At 39.3% G+C, this 17,608-nt stretch carries 14 protein-coding genes; 10 read left to right on the top strand and 4 right to left on the bottom strand.

Translation table 11 applies throughout. The features are described from left to right. The first annotated feature begins 84 nt into the window (after positions 1-84). From liaF to JOC76_RS00535, 7 genes are all read left to right on the top strand, one after another. On the top strand, positions 85-819 hold the full coding sequence (liaF, locus tag JOC76_RS00565) for a cell wall-active antibiotics response protein LiaF (RefSeq protein WP_205175225.1): 735 nt from the start codon (positions 85-87) through the stop codon (positions 817-819). Further along, complete coding sequence (locus JOC76_RS00560) at positions 816-1,865, top strand: sensor histidine kinase (RefSeq protein WP_205175223.1); 1,050 nt, start codon at positions 816-818, stop codon at positions 1,863-1,865. The genes liaF and JOC76_RS00560 overlap by 4 nt, the downstream gene beginning before the upstream one ends. After that, on the top strand, positions 1,858-2,490 hold the full coding sequence (locus tag JOC76_RS00555; protein ID WP_205175222.1) for a response regulator transcription factor: 633 nt from the start codon (positions 1,858-1,860) through the stop codon (positions 2,488-2,490). Before JOC76_RS00560 ends, JOC76_RS00555 begins: the two co-directional genes overlap by 8 nt. A gap of 135 nt (positions 2,491-2,625) precedes the next feature. After that, positions 2,626-3,474, top strand: a complete 849-nt coding sequence (gene efeO, locus JOC76_RS00550) for an iron uptake system protein EfeO (protein ID WP_205175221.1) — start codon at positions 2,626-2,628, stop codon at positions 3,472-3,474. Beyond that, positions 3,475-4,764, top strand: coding sequence for an iron uptake transporter deferrochelatase/peroxidase subunit (gene efeB / locus JOC76_RS00545; protein ID WP_205175220.1), 1,290 nt, complete (start codon positions 3,475-3,477; stop codon positions 4,762-4,764). Positions 4,765-4,794: 30 nt separating this feature from the next. After that, complete coding sequence (locus JOC76_RS00540; protein WP_205175219.1) at positions 4,795-6,558, top strand: FTR1 family iron permease; 1,764 nt, start codon at positions 4,795-4,797, stop codon at positions 6,556-6,558. Between the two features lie 105 nt (positions 6,559-6,663). Continuing rightward, positions 6,664-7,998 carry an oligosaccharide flippase family protein gene (locus tag JOC76_RS00535; protein ID WP_205175218.1) on the top strand — a complete coding sequence of 445 codons (1,335 nt, stop codon included), beginning with the start codon at positions 6,664-6,666 and terminating at the stop codon, positions 7,996-7,998. Between the two features lie 56 nt (positions 7,999-8,054). On the opposite strand, the gene JOC76_RS00530 is transcribed toward JOC76_RS00535, so the two are convergent. Both JOC76_RS00530 and mscL read right to left on the bottom strand, forming a co-directional pair. After that, entirely contained in the window at positions 8,055-8,693 is a 639-nt protein-coding gene (locus tag JOC76_RS00530; protein ID WP_205175217.1) for a Bax inhibitor-1/YccA family protein, read from the bottom strand. 73 nt (positions 8,694-8,766) lie between these two features. Further along, on the bottom strand, positions 8,767-9,159 hold the full coding sequence (mscL, locus tag JOC76_RS00525; RefSeq protein ID WP_205175216.1) for a large-conductance mechanosensitive channel protein MscL: 393 nt from the start codon (positions 9,157-9,159) through the stop codon (positions 8,767-8,769). Between the two features lie 869 nt (positions 9,160-10,028). Between mscL and ltrA the strand changes: the two genes are divergently transcribed. Further along, the gene (ltrA, locus tag JOC76_RS00520; RefSeq protein WP_205175214.1) at positions 10,029-11,453 is read left to right on the top strand and encodes a group II intron reverse transcriptase/maturase; all 1,425 of its coding nucleotides are present in this window, start codon (positions 10,029-10,031) and stop codon (positions 11,451-11,453) included. 364 nt (positions 11,454-11,817) lie between these two features. Here the strand turns inward: ltrA and JOC76_RS00515 are convergent, their stop codons facing one another. After that, positions 11,818-13,050, bottom strand: coding sequence for an aminopeptidase (locus JOC76_RS00515; protein WP_205175212.1), 1,233 nt, complete (start codon positions 13,048-13,050; stop codon positions 11,818-11,820). 85 nt (positions 13,051-13,135) lie between these two features. Beyond that, positions 13,136-14,407, bottom strand: coding sequence for an MDR family MFS transporter (locus JOC76_RS00510; protein WP_205175211.1), 1,272 nt, complete (start codon positions 14,405-14,407; stop codon positions 13,136-13,138). Between the two features lie 396 nt (positions 14,408-14,803). Between JOC76_RS00510 and JOC76_RS00505 the strand changes: the two genes are divergently transcribed. Next, the gene (locus JOC76_RS00505; RefSeq protein WP_205175210.1) at positions 14,804-16,210 is read left to right on the top strand and encodes a glycoside hydrolase family 1 protein; all 1,407 of its coding nucleotides are present in this window, start codon (positions 14,804-14,806) and stop codon (positions 16,208-16,210) included. 13 nt (positions 16,211-16,223) lie between these two features. Beyond that, positions 16,224-17,546 carry a PTS sugar transporter subunit IIC gene (locus JOC76_RS00500; RefSeq protein WP_205175209.1) on the top strand — a complete coding sequence of 441 codons (1,323 nt, stop codon included), beginning with the start codon at positions 16,224-16,226 and terminating at the stop codon, positions 17,544-17,546. Positions 17,547-17,608 lie beyond the last annotated feature (62 nt).

The following is a 17,608-nucleotide window of genomic DNA, read 5'->3' as shown; positions in this document are numbered from 1 at the left end:
TATTCAGTAGAACAACGGAGCAAGCAGGCGTAGTACAACTGCGTCTTTTTCGATAGAAATAATACATAAAAGGGAGGGTGGCCAATGTTTAAAAATGCAAAAAATGATTATCTGGGCTGGTTAGTAATGGTAGGAATGGTGATCCTCCTTTTGGAGATTTTATTTTTTAACAGAGGGCTGATATTCTCCCTTTTTATTGCAGGCGGGATGATTTATCTAGGACGGAAGAAGTCTGGTAAAAAGCTGGGGAAAGTTCTTTTTATCGCAGGGATTGTCTTTTTTATTCTTAGTATTGTTAATATGATGACCTTTAAGTTTATATTATTAGCTATTTTATTGCACTTTTTTATCCAATATTTTAATCAGAAGAAGCAGCCTAAGAAACTATCACCAGAGCTAATTTCCAAAGATCCCACACAGATAGAGGAAACGTTGATTAGCTATGAAACATTATTTCATAATATTCCTTTTGGACAGCAAAAAACGCCTCTTGGTGTATATGAATGGGATGATGTAAACATACAAGCTGGGATTGGGGATACCACCATCGATCTTAGCTTTACTATGCTTCCAAAGGGAGAAGCAGTGATTTTTATCCGGAATATTATTGGAAATATTCATATCTTGGTTCCATATGAGACTGAAGTAAGCATTCACCATTCTGGTATCGTGGGTTCAGCCAACGTGTTTGGCAATTACGGAGGGAAATTATTCAATCAAGTGTTTCATCTAAAAACGCCTGGCTATGATCATGCAGAGGCAAAAGTGAAAATTGTGACATCGCTTGTGGTTGGAAATTTAGAGGTGAGCCGGATATGAGTTCAACCCAGCGGCAAATTATTTGGAGTTTATGGTTTTCGTTTCTGCTGGCATTAGTCATTGGCGCGGTTTTAATCTATGTCTTCCCATTGGGAGACTGGTCGGAATTATGGACGAGGGACTTCATGAATATTCCAATTGTCATTTTTGTTCCAGTCTTTAGTATTGCCATTGGTATATTCTTAGGCGGCCTTTCAGGGCTTTTTTGGAGGAAACAGTTACATTTGATTGAGCATTCCTTGCATCAGCTAGAAGAAGGAAGACAAATAGAAGGAACAGAAAAGCCTTCGGTTTCGGAAATACAAGCGATTGCCAGCCGAATTGATAAAATTGGCAAGCAAATGTCTGAACAGGCCAAATTATCACAGCGTTTAGCAACTGAAAAGGTAGAAGATCAAGAGGCCAGGATTCAGGAAATCATCGAGCAGGAGCGGAATCGTCTTGCCAGGGAATTGCATGATTCGGTGAGTCAGCAATTGTTTGCAGCCTCAATGATGATGTCAGCCATTAATGAAACCAAAGTACAAACAGAAAATGATCGTGAAACTAAACAATTAAAATTAGTGGAAGACATGATCCATCAATCGCAATTAGAAATGCGGGCACTCCTTTTACATTTACGTCCTGTTGCTCTTAAGAATAAGTCGCTTCAGGAAGGAATTGAGGAACTGTTAATCGAATTATCTCAAAAGGTGACAATGGAAGTTAAATGGAAACTTGAGGAATTCCCATTAGATAAAGGGGTAGAGGACCACCTATTTCGAATTCTACAAGAATCAGTTTCCAACACTCTCAGACACTCAAAAGCAACCCAATTTGAAGTATTGTTAGTGAAAAGGGATGACCTTGTGATTCTAAGGATTGTAGATGATGGAATTGGCTTTGAAGTAAATGAAATGAAAGCAGGCTCTTATGGCATGCAAAACATGCGTGAAAGAGCGGTTGAGATAGGTGGCACCTTAAAAGTCGTAAGTGTTAAAAATAAGGGAACAAGGCTGGAAGTAAAGGTTCCGGTGATAATTAATGGAGATGGTGTGAATGATTAGAGTAGTGTTTGTCGATGACCACGAGATGGTTAGAATTGGGGTATCTTCTTACCTTTCAGCACAGCCGGACATTGAAGTAGTGGGAGAGGCTGATAATGGAAAACAAGGCGTCGAACTTGCTTTAGCTCTTCGTCCTGACATTATATTAATGGATCTCGTAATGAAGGAAATGGACGGGATTGAAGCAACCCGACAAATAATTGACGAGTGGCCTGATGCTAAGATTATTATTGTGACAAGCTTTTTGGATGATGAAAAGGTATATCCGGCACTTGAAGCTGGGGCAACAAGTTATATGCTGAAAACCTCAAAGGCCAGCGAAATCGCCAATGCGGTTCGCGCAACCTATAATGGGCAATCGGTTCTTGAGACAGAAGTAACTGGAAAAATGATGGTCAAAATGCGTCAAAAAACTACCCAATTGCCACACGAAGAATTAACGAGCCGCGAACTGGAAATCCTGCTGTTGATGGCAGAGGGGAAGACCAATCAGGACATTGCGGATGAGTTATTTATTGCTCTAAAAACAGTCAAAACACATGTTAGTAATATTTTAAGCAAACTAAATGTCCAAGATCGTACTCAAGCAGTTATCTATGCCTTTAAACATTCCTTAATAAAATAACACCCGAGGCCTCCCAATAATTTGGGAGGTTTTTCAAATTTTTAAAAAAAACATTGAAAATTGTTCTCATTTATTGGTATTATATTAATAATGAAAATCATTCTCACTATTAATCTATTGGAGGAATATCAAAAAATGAAATTACATACATTATCTGGTGTTTTACTACTATCTAGCAGTCTTCTATTTGGCTGTTCCAACTCCGATCAAGCCTCTTCTGCAGAAAAGGTAAAGGAAACCACTAGCACATCAGATGTAGCGTTAAAAGGGGTAACAGATGAATATAGGATATATGCAATCACCGAGATTGAAGAATTTGTGAAGGCAACAGAAGCATTCACAACAGCTGTTAAAAACGGCGACCTTAACAAGGCAAAGGAACTTTATGGACCAGCGCGGATGTATTATGAGCGCGCTGAGCCAATCGCTGAGGTGTTTGGTGACTTAGATCCAAAAATCGATGCCCGTGAAGGGGATGTCTCTGCCTCGGAATGGAGTGGATACCACCGAATTGAAAAAGGATTATGGATGGAAAACACTACAAAGGGTTATGAGCAAGTGGCTGACCAATTGATGAAGGATGTCAATTTGCTGCGTGCAAAAGTCGAAACGGTTGATGTGACACCCGATGTCTTAATCACCGGGGCAGTTGACCTATTAAATGAAGTGTCGACATCAAAAGTAACCGGAGAAGAGGATCGCTACTCTCACACTGATCTATACGACTTCGCGGCAAATGTTGAAGGGGCGGAGAAAATTTTCCAATTACTAAAGCCAACACTTGAGAAAAAAGATAAAGAAGTTTCAACAGAGATAGACGCTCGTTTTGATGATGTATTTAAGCTGCTAAACCAGTATAAAAAAGGTGATGGCTATATGCTTTATACAGAATTGACAGAAGCACAGGTAAAAGAACTTAGCCAAGCCATTGATGCTCTTGCAGAACCACTTTCACAAATCGGTATTATTACGGAGGCGTCTTAATTGACAAACAATTTAAACAGCTTAGAGGCATTAACTGAAAAAAAGGTTTCTAGACGGGATATCCTAAAAACCGCCGGAATCGGTGGCGTGGGGGTCATATTAGGGGCTTCAGGACTTGGCGGGGTCCTTGCTCTGAAAGAGAGCAAGGCATCAAGTCCTGAATTGAACCAAGATGCTGTCCCTTTTTATGGAAAACATCAGAGTGGCATTACCACCAAAGCTCAAAATCATGTTTATTTTGTTTCATTAGATATTACAACTACTCATAAAGACGATTTGGCTGATTTGTTTAAGGAATGGACCAAGGCGGCTGCACTGATGATAGAAGGAAAGGCAATCGGTGAACTTTCAAGTAATGAATTGTTACCTCCAAAAGATACGGGGGAGGCTGCAGGGCTGTCACCGTCCAACTTAACGATTACATTTGGAGTCGGACCAAGTCTTTTTGTAAAAGACAACCAAGACCGCTTTGGATTAAAAAACAAGCAGCCCAAGGAGTTAGTGGATCTCCCGGCATTTCCTCTCGATGCATTGGAAGCGGAATGGACCGGAGGCGATCTTTGTATCCAAGCCTGTGCGGATGATCTTCAGGTGGCCTTCCATGCTGTGAGAAATTTAATCCGGATTGCAAGAGGAAAAGCCACACTAAAATGGGCCCAAACAGGTTTCCAGCGAACAAAGCAGGCTGATTCCAAAAATGAAACACCAAGGAATTTATTTGGTTTTAAAGATGGGACGGTAAATCCGAATGTGGATAGTGAAAAACAACTGAACCAACATGTTTGGGTTCAGTCTGGGGATGGTCCTGATTGGCTTGTAAATGGCAGTTACCTAGTTGTCCGCAGGATTCAAATGTTTATCGAGGTCTGGGACCGCACAAATTTACGGGAACAAGAAAATACCTTTGGCCGCTATCGGGACAGTGGTGCGCCATTAGGGCAAAAAAATGAATTGGATCATCTAGATTTCAATCATAAAAAGGAAAATGGTGAAGACTATATTCCTAGCAATTCTCATGTACGATTATCCCATGGAGATGGCAGCCAGCAAATTCTCCGCCGAGCCTATTCGTATGCAGATGGAATGGATTTGAAAACAGGCAGCTTTGATGCGGGTCTATTGTTTTTATGTTTCCAGCGAAAACCAAGCAAACAGTTTATCCCGATTCAAACCCGGTTAGCGAAAATGGATAAATTAAACGAATATACATCCCACCGTGGAAGTGCCATTTTTGCTTGCTTACCTGGAGCGAAACAGGGTGGTTTTATAGGAGAAACACTATTTAACTAGTGGTTTTCTTTTAACAGAGGAGCGAAAAATATGAAGTGTTTAAAATGGAAGCCTTTATTAATGCTGGTTATGCTTATCAGTTATTTGCAGCTGAGCCTTCCCGTAGCAGCAGCAGAGAATCATGATGAACTGTTCGTTTTAATTGGCGATAGTTTAATGAAGGCTAAAGATGGCGAAAAAAAGGTTGTAGCCCAAAATATGGGGCAGTTTGCTAACGAATGGAAGTCCATTAAGCAAGCCGATAGCAAACAAGCCCAAAAAGTGGATTCAGCATTAAAAGAGGTTCAACGTTTACTAGCTAAAGATGATGTGAATAAAGAGGCACTGTCAAAAAGTCTTTCAGCACTATCAAGTGCTGTTGTTCAATATGATGAGGAGCAAAATCCACAGGATAAAGAAAAGGGGAAAGAAAAAGTTAAGCAATTGCTTCCAATTATTACGTTGATGGAGGATTCGGTTAAAAAAGGAGACACGGCTCAATTAAAGAGTCAATATCAACAATTAACGAATGAGTGGAATACTACTTCGGAAAAGGTTGTTCACGATGAGAGTATTGGAGCATACGGGAATATTGAAAAATACTCGGCACTTATTCGGATTGCCATAACACAGGAACCTGCTGATTTAAACAAAGCCGCACAAAATTTGGATCTGTTAAGAACCGAAGTGGAAAACTTTCTTGCTGGAAAAGCATCCAAGCAGGTCGAAGGAGATTATACCTTAGCTGACTTAGCGACATTGTTAAGTGATTCCGACAAGGCTATCTCTCAAAAGGATTATAATGGTGCCAGTGAATATTTAAATAAAATCCTGACAATTTGGCCCATGGTCGAGGGAGATGTCCAAACACGGGACAGCAGTCTGTACAGTGATTTGGAAACAAAGGTACCTTCTGCTATCAGTTTGTTAAATTCACAGAATGTCAAAGCGGATAAAGCTTCTGAAATTGTAAAAAATCTTTCTGATCGGCTTGCACCTTTATTAAGTAAAACAAGTTACTCTTTGTGGGATGCAGCCCTGATTTTACTCCGAGAAGGATTAGAAGGGTTATTAGTTGTAGTAACACTGATTGCCTTTTTGAAAAAGATGGGGCAATCGTCCAAACAAAAATGGATTTGGACCGGAGTGGCTGCAGGCATTTTAGCGAGCGCCGTATTAGCCGTGATGATTAATATCGTCTTTTCCAAATTCGTGGCTGCTTCAAGCCGGGAATACATTGAAGGAATTACCGGAGTAGTCGCGGTGGTCATGATGCTGACAGTCGGTGCATGGCTCCATAATAAATCAAGTATCGGGAATTGGAATCAGTATATTAATCAGCAAATGCAGCAGGCGATCGCAAAAGGAAGCTTGATGAGTTTTGCCTTTATCAGTTTTCTATCTGTTTTCCGTGAAGGGGCAGAAACGATTATTTTCTATACAGGAATTACCCCTTATATTAGTTTAGCAGAATTGTTATTAGGAATTGGCCTGGCGATTGTCCTGTTGGTGATTGTCGGTTTTGCGATTATCCATTATAGTGTCAAAATTCCGATTCGCATGTTTTTTAGAACAGCAACGATTTTTATATATTTCTTAGCGTTTAAAATTCTAGGGATCAGCATCCATGCACTCCAAGTTTCAAACGTGCTTTCAACGACGACAGTGGAGCGATTACCGTTTATTGACTGGCTTGGGCTATATCCAACGTATGAAACTACTTTAACGCAAATTGGCTTGTTATTTATTATTTTCTTGACGATGTATTTAGTGAAAAAAAGTGAACGTAAACAAGTCATTTCAACAAATGTTTAATGGGCTGGCAATCAGCCCTTTTTGTTTTCTAAAAATTTCCCCTACTATTCAAGGAACTTGTCTCATAAGTTATAAAAAGAGATGAGAGTAAGGGAGATTTGTAAATTGGGTATTTATTATAGAGGAATCTTTTTTCTAGCCGCTTCTGCATTCTTAGGTGAAATGATTGAAGTCCTAATTAATATGATTTTAGCGAGGGAACTGGGATCACATGGGTTGGGAATGTATATGACGATTCTTCCATCGATTTTTTTGCTTGTCTTATTGTCGAGCTTTGAATTACAGGTTTCAATTTCAAAATTCATCGCGGAACGAGAACAGCGATATCACCGAAACATTCTCTACCATGCCTTAACCATTACAATCACGTTTACCAGTATTCTTTTTTTAGCCGCCGCCGCACTCCTTCCATTTATCCCAGTCTTTAATGATTACCATCCCTATATCAGATGGCTAGTGCTGACTCTCATCCCTGTCATTTCCTTCACCTCTGTCGCGAGGGGATATTTTATGGGAGTACAAGAGATGGGGAAAATTGCGGTCTCTAACTTTTTGCGAAAGTCTGTACAGCTTGCAGGTTTGTTTCTTCTATTTCGCTTCTTCAAATTTGATGCAGAGGCGTCCTTGTTGATTGCTATTTGCGCTTTGATTGGCAGTGAAGTGATTGTCTTTTTATATTTATTCTATTTGTTTATCATTCAATTCCAGCAGTTAAAGCGTAAACCTTTCTCTAATATGAATCGAAAAGGGGTCCGGAAAAACTTAATTGCAGTGTCGATTCCGACGACAGGATTACGGCTGTTCTCCGCGATTATGGGTGCTTTTCAACCCTTTGTTATCAAGGGAGCTTTGGTTTATTCTGGTTTATCCAGTACTCTCGCAACGGAGCAATTTGGCATGCTGATGGGGGTGGCTGCATCGATTGGTTTTTTCCCTGCTTTTATCGCCCATTCGTTAATGATTGTGTTGATACCGGCTGTATCTAAAACCAATGCCCAGGGGGATTACCAAACCTTGCAGAAAATGCTTCAGCAGGTTATGACCATCACGCTATTTTATGGGATTCCGGCGGTGACAATTTTTTATTTCTGGGCACCCGAATTAACATCTTTATTTTTTAAATCTGACACCTCTGCCATTTATCTGCAGTTACTTTGGCCGTATTTTCTCTTTCATTTCTTTATCATGCCGATGCAGGCGTTTTTGATTGGTCTTGATATGTTGAAAGAATTATTTTTTCATATTATTTGGGCGACCATTATCTCGATCGGTCTAATTCTTTGGCTTGGTTCCTCGCATGATTGGCAGATGAATGGGGTCATCATCGGCATGAATACAGGGGCCGTTCTTTTAGCACTTATGCATTATTTAACGATTTGTAAGAAGATTGGCGTTTCTATCTTTATGAAAGGGTTAGTAACGAAAGCAACTGATCGGTAATTAGAAAGAAAAAAAGCAGGAGCTCGGTTTACACCGAGCTCCTGATGTATTATTTTCTAGTCTCTGCTAGATACAATCCCGAGGATTCGTAGAATACTGATGAACAAGTTAATAAAGTCCAAATATAGGTTTAAAGCCATCAGTGGCACATCTTCTGGTCTTACACCGTAATGCTTCATACGGCTAATATCAAAAAGAACATAACCGCTGAATACTAATACCCCGATAAAAGAATAGGCTAGTAGTCCAGTTGAACTTAACGGCAAGAACATATTATAAATCCCAATGGCGATTAAGGCTAAGATGGCTGCGAGTAAAAACCCGCCTAAGAAAGAAAAATTACGTTTAGACTTTGCCGCGTAAATGGAAATACCAGTAAATACAACGGTTGTGCTGGCAAATGCCATCCCCACTACATTTGCCCCAGCCGTTGACAGATAGTAAGCGATAATTGGATACAGTGTAATTCCTGAAATAAATGTAAAAGTGTACAGGAACCCGTAGGAAACGGCTTTTCTCCTTCTAAAGAAAAAAGCGGTAATCAGCATTACAAATTCTAAAATCATTAACGGCATAAATAATCCAGGCGGCACGACAAATGCCCCGGCCATCGTCCCTAAGAAGGCGATCGCTAAAGAAAGAGCAAACGTTCTAAAAACGGAAGGAATAAATTCAGTCGATGTTTGTGTATACAAAACTCTTCACCTCAAAATGAATTTGAATAGAAAGTCCTAAAAAGCTTTCTTATTAAGATATACGTATGAATGGTCAAGATGTTTCATTTTTTCTAATAAATTCTTGGTTTTCTTTTAATAAATCACGAATCTCAGTTAAAAGTTCTTCCTGACGGTCTACCTGTACCACAATCTCTGCGGGTGCTTCTTTCTTTTTAAAACGGTTAATAAATTTTACAAATAAGAAAACGGAAAATGAGATGATAAAGAAATCAACAACTGACTGGATGAACTTTCCGTATGCCAAACTATGATAGGAAAGCTCTGCAAAAGAGTTTAATTTTCCTGTTAATAATCCAACTAATGGCATGATAATATCGGCAACAAGAGAAGAGACGATTTTACCGAATGCCCCGCCAATGATCACCCCAACCGCTAAGTCAATTACATTGCCTTTCATGGCAAACTGTTTAAATTCACTCCACATAGTAGTAGTCTCCCTTACTTTTTTCTTAATTGTTCATTTTAACTAACCCTATTAAGAAAGGCAACTACTTGTTAATGGTATGTCTATCTTGTTATTACACTTTATGCAAAAATAGTTATTTTGTCCTTCTTTTACTTCTGGCTAATTGATATGGGTTAATAGTTTTAATAACACTTCAACTAAAGTTGGATTGGGAAGGGCTGCCTTTTTAGGCAGCCTTTTGTGCGACGGGCAGTCGCATAGGGCGTGAATAATCCACTGCCCTTCTTTTTCTTTTTCAGGACAGAGACGTCATCTCGATGAAACGACTGGTTGAAAGAGAAGAATTAGAATTCCAGATGGTGAAAGTCCATCCCCGAGAAGACTGACCTAGCTCGGGAAGCCTAATCTAGGGCAGTTGCCGTGAGGTGCTGTCTGAAGGAGATGTGGAAAACCGAGAGGTCCATAGGCGAAGAAATAGACCCTAATGCAATAAGTGTGAATCACGGCGGCGGGATAAGTTGGCGACTTTGCGAAAAATGAGGAAGCCCACTATAAAAAGGTATTTTCTTTAGAAGTCAGAGCGAGAAAATGCAGCTTATCACGTGATGGTGAAGGGTATGTTTAGAAGGAAGATGCGATGACCCCGTGAGATTCTCTTCTTACCAAACAGGCAGGGTTCTAGTTTATAAGGGAAATCCGAAGTGACGAAGAACGGAGGAGAATTCAGACGTTCTCATAGTACGGAAGTAGCTTGATGACCATAACATCAAGTGAACGGAAGGGGAACGACCTATGGCTCTATGCCATGAACAAGATGTAATGTTAACAATCACGTTACTGCGGTAAAACTGTTTGAATGTACATTAAGGAAAGGCATGGAATACGCAATGAATCAAGAATGGAAATTTAAGTTACACAGTGTCTATGGACAGCTTCTATTCGACCGTAAGCTAACACAAAGCTTTGAACAAGTTAAAGCGAACAATGGAGCTGGTGGAATAGACGGAGAAACAATAGAAAGTTATGATGCTAAACTGCATGAGAACATCATGATGCTTTTAGAAAAGTTGAAATCGAAGACCTATCAAGCCCAACCAGTCAGAAGAGTATACATTCCAAAGAAAGACGGGAAAAAGAGACCGCTGGGAATTCCAACAATTGAGGACCGAATAGTCCAACAAAGCGTTGTAAACGTACTTCAACCAAAATTTGAAGACAATCTTTTTCACAATTGGTCAGTGGGTTACCGACCAAATCGAGGGGTTCAAAGAGCCCTACAAATAATTCTTTGGAACATTGAACAAGGATATAATCATATTTACGATTGTGATATAAAAGGTTTCTTTGACAATATACCACACAAGAATCTTATCAAAGTCTTAAAGAAATATGTATCGGACCGTACGGTCCTTGGCTTAATTGAACAATGGTTAAAAGCTGGTTTCATGGAAGAAGGAAAACTTATACACTCTGATTATGGCACCCCGCAAGGAGGGGTAATTTCCCCGCTACTGGCTAATGTATATTTGAATGAATTAGACTGGGAGTGGGACTTAAATGGTATAAGATTTGTTCGCTACGCTGATGATTTCTTATTATTTGCCAAATCTAAAGAGGAAATAGAGAAGGCTGCATCTCTGACCAAAAGAAAGCTACAAGAAATGGGCTTAGAGGTTTCCAAAGAGAAAACAAAAGTGGTTAATTTTCGGAAAGATGACTTCGACTTTCTAGGGTTTACTTTTCACCATTGGGAAACAGGTAAAGATAAGAAACCTGAGTTTCGTGTAACACCAAAGAAAGAGTCTATAAAGGATTTTCGAATGAAAATTAAAGATAAGACTAGAAAGACATTAACTTTAAGCAAAGAAGAATGGGTTAATCGAGTAAACCCAATTATACGAGGGAAAGTTAACTATTATGTGACCATAATTAAAGCCATTAAAGCTAATGAAGAATTAGGTCAGAAAAGCCACTGTATAACTCGATGGATGAGGAATATCTTCCTAAACATAGATGGATACATAAGAAAAAGACTGCGTGTAGCATTTATTCATAAGCATCCTAACCAGAAGAAAGAACAAAAGATGCGTTATAAATGGAGTAACAGTTTCTTTGTAGGAATTAAATTGATACCCAGCTATTGGCTGTATCTGAATAAAGCCTATGGCTATACCCTTGAGGATTACGTTAGAGAAATGAAAATTAAAGGGAAACTGAAGCAACAAAATGCAGTAAAACGAGCAAAAGAAAAAGGCGAAGAGTACTTTACTCCTCACCGATTACGAAAGATGCAAAATGCCTGGAACGCATAATCTTGATTAACATTGTAACATACGGGTAAGCCGTATGCCTTAGTAGGGCACGTACGGTTTGATAAGGGGGAAGCCATGAGAGTGGTTTCCCTACTTTATTGTGCATATTGGCGGTCAATAAATTTGATCGAAGAGACGTTCATAACCCCCGAAGGTTCAAAAACTAAAGTCATTCGGTAGATAAGAGACGTTCATAACCCCCGAAGGTTCAAAAACTAGAGTCGTTCGGTGGATAAGAGACGTTCATAACCCCCGAAGCGCCAAAAAACAGAGTGGTTCGGGGGATAAGAGGTGTTCATAACCCCGAAGGCCCAAAAAACAGAGTGGTTCGGGGGTTAAGTGCAGGTGTGTTGAGCTCGAGTTTTTAGAACGCCCAATTACCCGCTCGAAAGATTGCTTCTGTCTTTCCATCAGCTGTAATGCCATCAATGTCCATTTTGTCAGAACCAATCATGAAATCCACATGGGTAATACTTTCGTTAAGTCCATTTTGTGCTAACTCCTCTGAAGACATCTGCTTTCCGCCTTCAAGACAGAATGCGTAGGCACTGCCGATCGCCAAATGGTTTGAGGCATTTTCGTCAAATAAGGTATTAAAGAACAGCACATTTGACTCAGAAATTGGAGAGTTGAAAGGTACAAGCGCTACTTCGCCAAGATAATGCGAACCTTCGTCTGTTTCAACAAGGCGCTTCAAGATCTCTTCGCCTTCTTCCGCTTTCACATTAACAATTTTTCCATTTTCAAAGGTTACAGAGAAACGGTCAATGATATTGCCGCCATAGCTTAAAGGCTTCGTACTGGCAACAGTACCATTGACACCTGTCTTCAATGGTACGGTGAAAACCTCTTCAGTTGGCATATTGGCCATAAACTCAAACCCTTTTACATTTACACTGCCTGCCCCTACCCATAGATGCTTCTCCGGCAGTTCAATCGTTAAATCAGTTCCTGGAGCTATATAATGTAACTTTTTATATCTTTTTTCATTTAAGTAATGGACTTTTTCATGTAGTGTCTCATCATGTTTTTTCCATGCTTCTACCGGATTTTCAACGTCTACCCGAACCGCTTTGAAAATAGCTTCCCAGAGCTTATTTACCTGATTGTCACTAGGTTCATCCGGGAAAACCTTTGCTGCCCAATCCTTCGATGCAGCAGCAATGACGGTCCAGCTCACCTTGTCAGATTGTGCCGCTTTACGATAATTAGCAAGCGCCTTTCCAGCTGCTTTTTGAAAATTAGCAATCCGTTCCGGATTCACCCCTTTTAACAAATCAGGACTTGAAGAAATGATGGACATAAACGCTGCACCACTTGCCGCTAAATCATCCATCTCCTTTGCACGCCAAACCGGATACTCTAAAAAGGATTCATCTGGTGCTAAATCATATTTTGTTCTACTGACAATATCATCGGTCCAATTGACAATGACATTAAAGGCACCTGTTTCGTAAGCTTTTTTGACAACCAGACGCACAAATTCAGCTGCATCTAGTGTGGTATTGATGACCAACGTTTGACCTTTTTGAATATTAACTCCGACTTTAACGGCAAGCTCTGCATATTTTTCTAGTTTTTTTAGGAATTCGCTCATCATTTATATCTCCTTTTATCAGAATCTTCCTATATTGTAGCGTGTTTAATTGGAAAAATAAACCGAAGTCAATCGAGCAAATGATTTAAGCAATAAGCCTGCTTCTTTGTTTTTCGAACACATAAAACATAACCCAATATAATCCCGCACTTGCAAGCGCAAGAAGGCAGAGAATGATAAAGGTCCAGCTATAGCCAACCCAGACAGTCATTGGAATTGCAAGAGGGGCAATCGTACGGCTGATGGTAAAGCGTAAGCTTGCTGCCGCAAAGTATTGACCTCTCATGTGCTCCGGCGCAAGTTTGGAAACAAAGCTTTGCTGCAGCCCGGCTCCCATTAATTCTGCAAACGTAAAAAAGGCCATAGCTAAAATCAATCCCCAAACCCAATGTGTCTGGCTAAAAACAACGATAGAGATTGCATAAACTATAGAGGAAAGGATAAAAACGTTTCTTTCATAATATCGACCCATCCACTTCGTTACAAAAACGGTCAATAAGGCAACGAGAAAACCGTTCTCAGCTAAAACAATTCCAAAAGCCTGCTCGCCATTGACTACAACAGACCAATCTCCAAACTTAAAAAGACTTTGTTTGTTTACAAAATCTTTAATATAAACAGGAATTAATAAGTCCAACTGCATAAAAGTCTGTCCAGCTAAGACACCAGCCACAATGAATAAAAGGAATGTCTTGTCTTTAGCAATTAAGCTATAATCTTTCAATTGGTTTCTTAAAAAATAATACCATTTGCCCTCGGTGGATAATGTTGTTCTTCGTTGCTGAGGGACCGTTTCTCGTGTCCATTTTGATAGAATTAAGCCAACTAAATGACAGATTAATCCTGCAAAGAGTAACAGTTGAAAACGATAGGATACATAAAAAATAGATCCCAATATGGGTCCGACTACTACGGCTATATTGATAGAAGTATAAAAAATAGCAAACACATCACCACGATCTTTTTCATCGACCACGTCTGCGACCATTGCCTGACTTGCAGGCCAGTAGAAGGCGCCAAAAACACCTGCTATCGTAAATGCAAGAAATCCTAATAATGGAGATTGAAGCCATGGGGAACTTGCTAAGGCGAAGCATACGAACGAAAAACCTTGTCCAACCGACGCTAGAACCATCATCCGTTTTCTGCCAAATCGGTCGGCACAGTATCCACCCATTAAATTAGCTATTACAGAAAAAATCTGCGAAAGTACTAATAATAAACCTGCTTTATTTTTACCAAACTCTTCAGCAAAATAAATCGATAAGAACGGAAAAAACATCCAATAGGTAGTATTCATCATTAATTCCGCACCTAATCGAACTCTTAAATTTGTATCCCAATCCCGTATTCTCATGATGTAAAATCCTCAATTCTCTATTTTCGTGCTACTTTATCATACGTTCCCATGTAAGTGTTTTCAAGAAAAAAAGGAATATATTCCTGCCTTTTACATTACTCGTTATTTTGTAACGCTTGTTTAAGCAAGTCGCCAAGACTAATGCCGAAATCATCTTTTTCTTTATAACCAGAAGACATGCCTAGGAGTCTGGGGCTTACAATATGTCGCTTATTTTCCTTGACACGATCGACCAATGCAGTTAAATCAATTAAATATAATAAAAACAAATTCTAGGATAATTAGATAATTCAAAACAAAAAATATATACATATTTAAAAAATGTATTTACAAATTTATAATAAAGGATTTACAATGTGATTGTACACGATATTTTAAATGGGAGGGAACGTAATGACTAGAAGATTAAGAGATGGCTTTTTATGGGGGAACTCAGTTTCAAGTATGCAAACAGAAGGTGCCTGGAATGAAGGCGGCAAAGGAATGTCCGTCTATGATATTCGAGAAGCAACGGAATGTTCAGCAGATTGGAAAGTAGCTACAGATAGTTATCATCGTTATGAAGAAGATTTTGATTACATGCAGCAGCTCGGCATGAATTGTTATCGTTTTCAAATTTCCTGGAGTCGTGTGAATCCTTTAGGCGATGGAGATTTCAATGAAGAAGGTATCGCCTTTTATGACAAATTTATTGATGCTTTAATTGAACGCGGAATTGAGCCGATGATTTGTTTATATCATTTTGATATGCCGCTTCATTTGGCTGAAAAATATAATGGCTTTGTTAGCAGGGAAGTAGTCGATGCTTTTGTTCGTTATGGAAAAGAAATGGTCAACCGCTTTGCCCATAAGGTTAAATATTGGATCACATTTAATGAACAAAATATTTTTCATATGGGGTCTGGGGCCTTTAGAATCAGCGGCTATATGAACGGTGAAAAGACATTGGATGAAAATTATCAAATTCAGCATCATACCATGATGGCTCACGCTTATATTGCTAATTATATCCATGAAAACTATAAAGACGTTTTAATTGGCGGCATGCTGGCATACTTGGAAGTATATCCAGCAACCTGCAAACCAAAGGACATTTTATATGCAAGAAAGATTGACGAATTTTTCAATCACAATCTATTGGAAGCCTTTACATACGGGAAATACTCCGGTGAAGTTATGGCGTATGTTAAACATGAAACCATTAATATGGGAATTCAAGAAGGTGACTTAGAAGAATTAGCGAAACTTCGAAGCGACTTCTTGACTTTCAGCTATTATGCCAGTAAAACTGTTAATAGTGACCTAGTTCCAGAGGGTACTCCGGTAAATTATTATATGGAAAAAGGCGATCAAAACAACCCATATTTAAAAGCAACAGAATGGAACTGGCAGATTGATCCACTTGGATTCAGAGATATATTAAATAAAATGTACAATCGTTATAAATTGCCTATTTTTCCAATCGAAAATGGGATCGGAGTGATTGAGTCTTGGGACGGTGAGCATGAAATCCAGGATGATTACCGCATTGAATACCATCGCGATCATATCCAGGCCATGAAGGATGCCATCTTTATTGACGGTGTAGATGTGATTGGTTATTTAGGCTGGGGATTGATTGATATTTTAAGTTCGCAGGGGGATATGCGCAAACGCTATGGCGTAGTGTATGTCAACCGTGAGAATCATGATTTAAAAGATTTAAAGCGTGTACCAAAGAAAAGCTTTAAGTGGATGCAAAAAGTAATTAAAAGTAATGGTGAAGACTTAGCGGTACTTGAATCTATTAAAACGAATTGAAGGAGAATAAGAGATGAGTAAAAACGCTCAATTGGATTCCTCTGAAAAAATGTCTTTTATGGATAGATTCACCATGTTTGCTGCTAGATTAGGCAGCCAAGTTCATCTTAGTTCCTTAAGAGATGCTTTTGCCGTCATTATGCCCTTATTCATTTTAGCTGGCTTAGCGGTATTGATTAATAATGTTGTGTTTCCATGGTTTTTTAAAGGAGACGTATTGGCAAAATCCCAATATTGGGGAACGGCTGTTACAAATGGAACGTTAAATATAGCTGGATTATTGATTGCACCGATGATTGCTTACGCTCTATCCAGAAATAAGCAGTTTAAAAATCCGATTGCATCTGCATCTATTGCATTGGCAACTCTTGTCATTATGATGCCGAACACCGTTTCGATTATTCCGGATGGAGCCAAAAAAGCGGTAGATGTTTCTGGTATTTTGACATTTACCAATATGGGTACGAAAGGGATGTTTGCCGGAATTATTATTGGACTTGTGGCAACCGAATTATTTATCAGAATATCCAATATTAAGAAGCTAGAAATTAATTTAGGGGAAAATATCCCACCTGCAGTCGGAAAGTCCTTTGGTGTTATGATTCCTGCTATCTTAGTTTTATCCCTATTTGGGGTCATCTCGTTAATTTTAACAGTAGGGTTTAATACCAATTTAATCGCATTAATTTCAACGATGATTCAAGAACCATTACGCAAAATTGGAACCAGTTTATTCGGTACTGTTATCATTTACAGCATTGGTAACTTCCTGTTCTCGGTGGGAATCCACCAGACAGTTGTCAATGGTGCATTATTGGACCCGCTGCTGCTGGCAAATATGAATGACAATATGTTGGCCTATGCCCATCACCAAGCCATTCCGCATATTATTAATAGTGCCTTTGTTCCTACATTTGGAATGATTGGTGGTACAGGCAGCACGATTTCTCTAATTATTGCCACTTTTCTTTTTGGAAGAAGTAAAGCGCCAAAGGAAGTTGCCAAGTTGGCAACTGGCCCTGGACTCTTTAACATTAATGAACCCGTTATATTTGGATATCCAATCGTCTTTAATATCCCAATGATGATTCCGTTTGTCTTATTGCCGGCTTTAGGCATCATCTTCGCTTATGCGATGACAGCGATTGGATTCATGAGTAAATGTGTAGTTTATATCCCATGGACGACGCCGCCATTACTTAGTGCCTATTTGGCAACTGCTGGAGACTGGAAAGCTGTTATCGTACAAGCTGTGATTATTATTGGAGGAGCTTTCCTCTACCTGCCATTTATGAAGATAAGTGAACGTGTAAGTGAGATTAATAAAGCTGCGTAGAGCTATTCAAAATGGTTTGTCCATGTTATTATTTTAGTAGTGGGAAAATCGACCTTGAACAT

Origin of the sequence: Neobacillus cucumis (assembly GCF_016908975.1) — a bacterium.
GTDB lineage: Bacteria > Bacillota > Bacilli > Bacillales > Cytobacillaceae > Neobacillus > Neobacillus cucumis.
This window is presented reverse-complemented; position numbering and strand designations above follow the sequence as displayed.

Coding starts and splice junctions, on each gene's coding strand:
- liaF (WP_205175225.1), top strand. CDS start 85: ATGTTTAAAAATGCAAAAAATGATTATCTGGGCTGGTTAGTAATGGTA.
- JOC76_RS00560 (WP_205175223.1), top strand. CDS start 816: ATGAGTTCAACCCAGCGGCAAATTATTTGGAGTTTATGGTTTTCGTTT.
- JOC76_RS00555 (WP_205175222.1), top strand. CDS start 1,858: ATGATTAGAGTAGTGTTTGTCGATGACCACGAGATGGTTAGAATTGGG.
- efeO (WP_205175221.1), top strand. CDS start 2,626: ATGAAATTACATACATTATCTGGTGTTTTACTACTATCTAGCAGTCTT.
- JOC76_RS00540 (WP_205175219.1), top strand. CDS start 4,795: ATGAAGTGTTTAAAATGGAAGCCTTTATTAATGCTGGTTATGCTTATC.
- mscL (WP_205175216.1), bottom strand. CDS start 9,159: ATGTGGAGTGAATTTAAACAGTTTGCCATGAAAGGCAATGTAATTGAC.
- ltrA (WP_205175214.1), top strand. CDS start 10,029: ATGAATCAAGAATGGAAATTTAAGTTACACAGTGTCTATGGACAGCTT.
- JOC76_RS00515 (WP_205175212.1), bottom strand. CDS start 13,050: ATGAGCGAATTCCTAAAAAAACTAGAAAAATATGCAGAGCTTGCCGTT.
- JOC76_RS00510 (WP_205175211.1), bottom strand. CDS start 14,407: ATGAGAATACGGGATTGGGATACAAATTTAAGAGTTCGATTAGGTGCG.
- JOC76_RS00505 (WP_205175210.1), top strand. CDS start 14,804: ATGACTAGAAGATTAAGAGATGGCTTTTTATGGGGGAACTCAGTTTCA.
- JOC76_RS00500 (WP_205175209.1), top strand. CDS start 16,224: ATGAGTAAAAACGCTCAATTGGATTCCTCTGAAAAAATGTCTTTTATG.